Origin of the sequence: Oikeobacillus pervagus, from assembly GCF_030813365.1 — a bacterium.
GTDB lineage: Bacteria > Bacillota > Bacilli > Bacillales > DSM-23947 > Oikeobacillus > Oikeobacillus pervagus.
In genome coordinates this window covers 1-7023 of sequence record NZ_JAUSUC010000079.1, presented here as the reverse complement: position 1 = coordinate 7023, position 7023 = coordinate 1, and the positions used below count along the sequence as shown (strand labels likewise).

Below are 7023 nucleotides of genomic sequence, written 5' to 3'. Positions count from 1 at the left end.
TGAAGAAAATAGTCAGTCCCCTACATATTGGCTTTCAACTAAATATTAATTGTGCTTCACAGGAAGGTCTTGGGCTAAAAAGCATAAGTACATCTTAATTGTCACGTGAACTTAGAGATGTCCTCAAAAACTTTTGGTAATAAATCAAAGTGGGGCTGTATAATAAGTCCCTAAAATAAAGGCAGTAGAGAAAAACGACTCGTCTTTCTCTACTGCCTTTTATGTTTTTTCTCTTTTCTCCTGAAAGTAGCTGGCGGATGCCTGCTACTTTCAGGAGATTGTGGGCTAATGCCACAATCCCGAACTCGACATCGACCACACGTGCCACATGATGATCAGGTATGAGTGCTTCAATATCGAAAATAGCTTGAATTTGACGATTATCGTAGGATTTAAATGTCGGAGCTAGTTGCCGTTTGGAGGTCTTTTTTTCCTCTTTCTCTGGAAGAAGAGTCATTTGCGTGTTATAATTTTCAGTAGTAATCTTCGGATTGCACATAAAAAATCGCCTTTTCTGTAATGTAGTGTGGTAACTTCATTTTACAAGATAGGACGATTTTTTTGTGCAATTTTTTAGAAAAAAAAAGAAAAGGGGCTCCAGAAAATCAGTTTTCACTGACTTTCTGGACAGCCCCTTTTTTCATGATCGATGGAGCTTAAACAAAAGCATCTCGATAATCATTTCCTTTTTCATAGAGCTCGTTTTCATTTCGTAGTCGCATTGGGCCAATAAATCGATGATTCTCATTAATTCTTGTTCTGAAAAATCCCTTGCTTGACCCGCTGCCAATTTCACACGAAAAGGGTGAACCTTTATTGCTCCAGCAATTTGCGGTTGCCCATATCCTCTCCGTGATAATTCTTTTACTTGATAAATCAATCGAAACTGTGACGCGATAATGGCTAATATTTTGATCGGTTCTTCTTTTTGTTTTAATAGATCATAATAAATTCTTAGTGCCTCATCGATTTTTCGCTTTAATATTCGATCTACAATAGAAAAAATATCTTGTTCCAATGATCTTGAAGTGAGTTTTTGAACCATTTCCACATCAATTTTTCCTGTATTTGAAGCATAAAGCGATAATTTCTCCACTTCATTTGTTAATTGCAATAAATCTGTCCCAGCTAATATGAGCAATTGCTCAATTGCCTCGTTACTCATCTCGATTTCATTTCGCTTCGCAATTTCTACAATCCATTTTTTTAATTCTTGTTCATTTAATTTTTTTGCTTCTAGCACTGTGGCTTTTTTCTTTAATAATTTTGTGAGTTTCTTTCGCTCATCCAATTTTTCATATGGAGCGATAAATACAATGACAGAAAATGGGGCTGGTTCTTCTAAATACTTCTCTAATTTCTTTAAATGATGTTCCATTTTTTCCGCTTTATCTTTTGACTTTTCAGCAGTTAGAAATATAGGGTTATGTAAAAAAACTAACCGTCGTTCTCCCAAAAATGGTAATGTTTCAGCATCTTCTAGGGTAAGCTCGATCGGAGTTTCTTCTAAATCATAAGAGGAAAAATTAAAATCCATTTCCTCTTCTGTTAATACATTCTCCAATAATTTTCTTTTTGTTTCTTTAATAAAAAAAGATTCTTTACCAAATAATAAATAAATATTCGAGAACTTTTTGTTTTCAATATCTTTCCATATGCTAATCAATGCTTTTCTCCTCATCTTTATTTCGTGGCAAGCTCTTATCTATATGGTAAAAAAGCATTTCAATCTTGGCAAGGGGGAACTTCTATCGATTAAAAAGTTTCCCCTCGCGATCTATATGAACGTTGTTAAAGAAGGCCCGGGAATCTTCTTTAAACCAACGGTACTACCTTTAATACAAGAGGGAAAAATGATCCCTTTCTAAAAATGAGGAAAAGGAGAGGTTCTTGATTATATTTTCAACAATCGGAAACAAATTATAGGTGTTAACTCTTGTCATTTGTGGAAAAGGGGATATGTCAACATCATTTGTGAAGATTCATCAACATATTTTTCTTTACTGTTGGAAGATTGAGCTTTTTATAGCATCAACTATAGATTTTTTAAATCGTATCGTCTATACTAAAAAAGAAATAGGAGGGGTAGTTGTGAACGAATTTGAAAAAAACGTCCAATCAAAACGTAATGATGCAGTTGATTCAGCAGTTGGATTCATTGTTTCATTTGGTTTTTTTGCTACATTGTTTATTATTGCTACAGCTATCAAACTTATGGGATAATAAACTAAGTAAGAAGTTCGTCTTTTTAGGCGAACTTCTTTCTTTTTTCTGCAGCTGTGATTCTTTGTACTATATGCTATGGGCTTTGTATGAAAAACGTTCCTTTTTGCCCGTAAAATTTATAAGATATTTCGCCATGTTCATCCGTCCGTAACATTTTCACCCTCCTTTTTTTTAATGACTCCATTACCTCACGATGTGGATGTCCATATCGATTCCCTTTACCAACAGATATAATCGCGTAGGAAGGTGAAAGCATATCTAAAAATGGTTCAGTTGTTGACGTCCGACTCCCATGATGACCGACCTTTAAAATATCTACATTCACATGATATCTTTTCACCAAGTCTTCTTCCCCTTCTTTTTCCAAATCGCCCGTTAATAACCAGGTTTTTCCTCCTAGCTCCATATACAATACGAGCGAATCATCATTTCCTTCATATCGAGTATCAGCAGGATGGAGGAAAGAAAAGAAAGCCCCTTGAACTGTCCATGATTGACCGGCGATTCCATATTGTACAGGTATTTCTCTTCTTTGGGCTTGATGGATGATATTCTTCATTACAGCTTTTGCTTCCGATCCTGGGCTAATGATGATTTCCTTTATTTTTAGATGTTCCATTATTTCAATAGAGGCGCCAATATGATCATAATCACTATGGGTTAAAATAAGCTTATCAATTTGAGTGATTCCCTTACTTTTAAAATAAGGAATCAAAACATCCTCACCAATCGAAAACGATTGCTGTCGTTCCTTCCAATGCTCTTTTTTAAATGGCAACACTCCTCCCGTGTCAATTAAATAGGTCCCTTTAGAATATGGTAGACGAACCAATATCGAGTCCCCTTGCCCAATATCAATAAAGTTGACCTCGCCTTGTGGATGGCAAAATGGAAGAAATAAATGAAAAACGATGGTCAAGACCACCACGAAGCTACCGTAGATCAGACCTCTCTTCTTCTCCCATATAATAAAAGCACAGATGGTTGCCATAATATAAAGAGCGAGTAATAGATCATTTGGTATTCCTGTGATGATCGTGGCATATTTCCATTGGGATAATCGAATGGCCACTTCATGAATAGGTTGAACAATGACCATAAAAACAGGGAGCAAAGACATTATACCTGGAAGAAAAAATTGGAGTAAAAACGTCCCTAGTATGAAAGGAAGAACAATAAACGCATAAAACGGCACGAAAAACAAATTTGTAATAAGGGATAAAAAGGAGATTTCAAAAAAATGAAAGAGCATGATCGGGATACTCGCGGTTTGGGAGATAACGGTGATGGCAAACATTTTACTAAAAAGGGTTTGAAATATTGGAATGATTCGGGTGGAAGATAGGATTAAAGAGAAACTAACCGCATAAGAAAGTTGAAAACCAACATGATAGATTAAATAAGGCTGTAGGATCAAAACAATCAGCAAACTACAGCTAAGAGCATCCAATGGTGTCCATTTCTCTGGCCTTTGCAACGAGAGTAGGACAACGATCGTCATCAATGTTGCACGAATAACTGGTGGAGATCCCCCAGCTACAATCGCATAAATCGGAAGAAAAATGAGGAGGATGATGTTTGCATATTCTTTTGTGATTCCCATTCTAATTAGAATATAAAACAATGCCCCTGAAATCAGTCCGACATGCAATCCTGAAATCGCTAGTAAATGAATAATTCCTAGTCGTTGGTAAGCTGTCAATAACTCATCTTCAGCTAAAGAGCGATCCCCAAATAGCAAGGCCGCCGCAATCCCCTTTAATTCATCAGGATAGTCTTCCTTAATGATCTCGGTCATAGAATGTCTCCATTCAAATAATGTTGAGAGAATGCTTCGAGGGGCAGGCTTGCAGGAAGATAGGGAAATAAATTGAGGTTCAAGGATCCAAAAAATTTGCTGCTGGTTTAGAAATTTCTCAAACTGAAATCCATTTTCATTTCTGATCCCATTTGGCTTTTTAAGTGTACCTTGGATAAGACAGGATCGGTTATGTGGAAGGAATTTTTCTATTTGTTCCTTATTTTGTTCGGATGGGATTCGATAATATAGTTTCAACTTTTCCTGCCGATCTGTTTTTACTGTTGCTTTTAATAAATCACCATCTACTGTCATATCAGGTGAAATCGTAAGTTGAAATCTTGATTCCTCCCCAGAATAAAGGGAAATTTGTTGGGATTCTTTATAATTTCCGTAAAAATAAAACAGGAAAAAAATGAGGATGGAAAGAGAAAGAAATGGTTTGGGTAGTTTGAAGAGCAGATAAAGAATGAGAAAAGAGAAAACAAGCAGGACACCCCTATTACTTGGAAGTGCCCATACATACCCATAAAGAGCAAAAACAGCAAAATAAACGATTTTTCCTTTCATGTATACACCTTTCATTCGGTTTTTTCAAATAGGATGAAATGAATGAATTATGACTCCGACAATAGTAGTTCATTCAATGGTAACTCTAGTGGGACTTTTTCTACTTTCACCCCTGCTTTTTCAAACAGATCGACGGCGTAAGGATTATTTTTATAGTCTTTCGCGTAGTACACCGTTTTAATCCCCGCTTGTATGAGTGCTTTCGTGCATTGTAAACACGGGAAATGGGTGACATAGATTTCAGCACCTTCAGTCGGGACCCCGAATTTTGCACATTGTAACAAGGCATTCATCTCCGCATGAATCGTGCGAACACAATGATTATCAATTACATAGCACCCTTCATCCACACAATGAACATCTCCGGCAATAGATCCGTTATATCCCCCTGCGATTATTCGTTTATCCCTTACAATAGTTGCTCCAACTGTTAATCTAGTACATGTGCTTCTTAATGCAAGTAAATGACTTTGAGCCATAAAATACTGATTCCAAGAAATTCTATTCACAATACAGTCTCCTTTTTAAACGTTCTCCTACTACCAGTTTATCCGGATTTTTTTTATTTCGTCAAATACTTATTTGATCTTGCAGTTTCTCAAAAGTTTTTTCCCCTATTCCTGAAATATTTTTCAGATCCTCAATTTTTTGAAATGGCCCGTTTGTTTCCCGATATTCAATAATCGTTTGAGCTCGAGTTTCACCAATTCCAGGAAGCTTTTGCAATTCATCTGAAGTTGCTGTGTTAATATTGATTAAAGCTTGCTCGCTATTACCATTCATACTTGGAGAGGTTGTCGTAGCCGGGCTAGATATACCTTGAATCTCTTCCCCAACTTTTGGCACATACACAATCATTTCGTCTTGTAATTTCTGTGCAAAATTAACTTTCGATTCATCCGCATCTTCTACAAATCCCCCAGCCTTTTGTATAATATCATAGACCCTTTCATCACGACTCCCTTGGTACATACCAGGTTTTACTACAGCCCCTTTCACATCCACCATCACCAGTTTCGGAACATTTTTTTCTTCTTGTTCTTCTCTTCCCGGTGATGGAGGCATGGAAGGTTCCTCTAAGGAAAGGCTAGTTTCTTGTATATTAGTACCCTCGATGTTTGTGCTTTGGAAATATTGAAAGAGGATAAAACCAAAAATGAGGCAACCACCCCCTAAAATCATTTTATATTTTTCAATAAATGTTTTCATAATCGCACTTTTCACCTCATGGTCATATTTTTCTTATCATGAACATATGTTTTAAGAGAATTCCCACAAAAGGAGGGGACAGGTATGAAAATAGGAATCATTGGTACCGGAAATATGGGGAGTATCATTATGGAGGCATTGTTGGAAGCAAAAGCCATCCCCCCTTCAAGCTTATATATTTACAATCGAACATTAGAAAAAGCTGTTCAACATCAAAAAAACTACCCTCAAATCACGGTGTGCCAAAGTAATGGGGAATTAATTGAAACTTGTGATTTAATTTTCATCTGTGTAAAACCGAAACAATCCTACCCATTATTACAACAGCATCAACAGCTCTTCACTCGTCAAAAATGTGTTGTCTCGATTACAAGTCCAATTAGTACTGACCAATTAGAGTCCGTAGTCTCAAGTTCTTGTATTAGGATGATTCCAAGTATTACAAATCGTGCCTTATCAGGAATTACATTGTTTACCTTTGGAAACTGCTGCGAAAAGGAATGGAAGGAATATTTATGGACAACTATGAAGATGATTTCAACTCCAATTGAAATCGAAGAAAACATTACGAGGGTCGCATCAGATATTGTAAGCTGTGGTCCTGCATTTTTTAGCTATTTAACAAGGAAGTTTATTAATGGTGCCGTTAATCAGACTGAAATCGACGAAACCAAAGCAACGATCCTCGCGTCTGAAATGTTAATTGGCTTAGGAGAATTATTAAAGAAAAAGATTTATACATTGCCAACTCTTCAAGAAAAAGTCTGTGTAAAAGGTGGAATTACTGGGGAAGGAATTCGGGTGTTAGAGGACGAAATAGGAGAAATGTTTGAAAAATTATTCCAAGCAACACATGAAAAATTCGCAGAGGATTTAACGATAACAAAAAATCAATTCGGATAATTATACTATTCGCTAAGTAGATGAAAAATCCTTCATAGAATTAAAAAAAAGTCCTTTTCCATTAATAAAATGGAAAGGACTTTTTTGGCTAGCTACGGCTCCTTGCCACTCGAGGTCAACTGTCAATCTCCTTCAGAGGGAAAATCGCCCTCTTTCGGATCTTGCCACTTGCTTGTCGTGGCAGGACAGTCGCCTTCGCTTTTCTTGGCTAGCTACGGCTCCTTGCCACTCGAGGTCAACTGTCAATCTCCTTCAGAGGGGAAAACCGCCCTCTTTCGGACCTTGTCACTTGCTTGTCGTGGCAGAACAGTCGCCTT

7 protein-coding genes are annotated in these 7023 nt (G+C 36.9%); 2 read left to right on the top strand and 5 right to left on the bottom strand.

Features of this window, described 5'->3' with window-relative positions; all coding sequences use genetic code 11:
• Window positions 1–94: 94 nt before the first annotated feature.
• A complete protein-coding gene (locus J2S13_RS16195; protein ID WP_307258891.1) occupies window positions 95–499 on the bottom strand; it encodes a hypothetical protein in 405 nt (134 codons plus the stop codon).
• A gap of 141 nt (window positions 500–640) precedes the next feature.
• On the bottom strand, window positions 641–1666 hold the full coding sequence (gene holA / locus J2S13_RS16190; protein WP_307258890.1) for a DNA polymerase III subunit delta: 1026 nt from the start codon (window positions 1664–1666) through the stop codon (window positions 641–643).
• 425 nt (window positions 1667–2091) lie between these two features.
• Between holA and J2S13_RS16185 the strand changes: the two genes are divergently transcribed.
• Entirely contained in the window at window positions 2092–2223 is a 132-nt protein-coding gene (locus J2S13_RS16185; RefSeq protein ID WP_307258889.1) for a YqzM family protein, read from the top strand.
• Between the two features lie 76 nt (window positions 2224–2299).
• Here the strand turns inward: J2S13_RS16185 and J2S13_RS16180 are convergent, their stop codons facing one another.
• The 3 genes from J2S13_RS16180 to J2S13_RS16170 form a co-directional block, all read right to left on the bottom strand.
• Window positions 2300–4594, bottom strand: a complete 2295-nt coding sequence (locus J2S13_RS16180; protein ID WP_307258888.1) for a DNA internalization-related competence protein ComEC/Rec2 — start codon at window positions 4592–4594, stop codon at window positions 2300–2302.
• A 47-nt stretch (window positions 4595–4641) separates the two neighbouring features.
• Window positions 4642–5103 carry a ComE operon protein 2 gene (locus J2S13_RS16175; protein ID WP_307258887.1) on the bottom strand — a complete coding sequence of 154 codons (462 nt, stop codon included), beginning with the start codon at window positions 5101–5103 and terminating at the stop codon, window positions 4642–4644.
• 61 nt (window positions 5104–5164) lie between these two features.
• Entirely contained in the window at window positions 5165–5803 is a 639-nt protein-coding gene (locus J2S13_RS16170) for a helix-hairpin-helix domain-containing protein (protein WP_307258886.1), read from the bottom strand.
• An 84-nt stretch (window positions 5804–5887) separates the two neighbouring features.
• Between J2S13_RS16170 and comER the strand changes: the two genes are divergently transcribed.
• The gene (gene comER, locus J2S13_RS16165) at window positions 5888–6706 is read left to right on the top strand and encodes a late competence protein ComER (RefSeq protein ID WP_307258885.1); all 819 of its coding nucleotides are present in this window, start codon (window positions 5888–5890) and stop codon (window positions 6704–6706) included.
• Window positions 6707–7023: the final 317 nt, after the last annotated feature.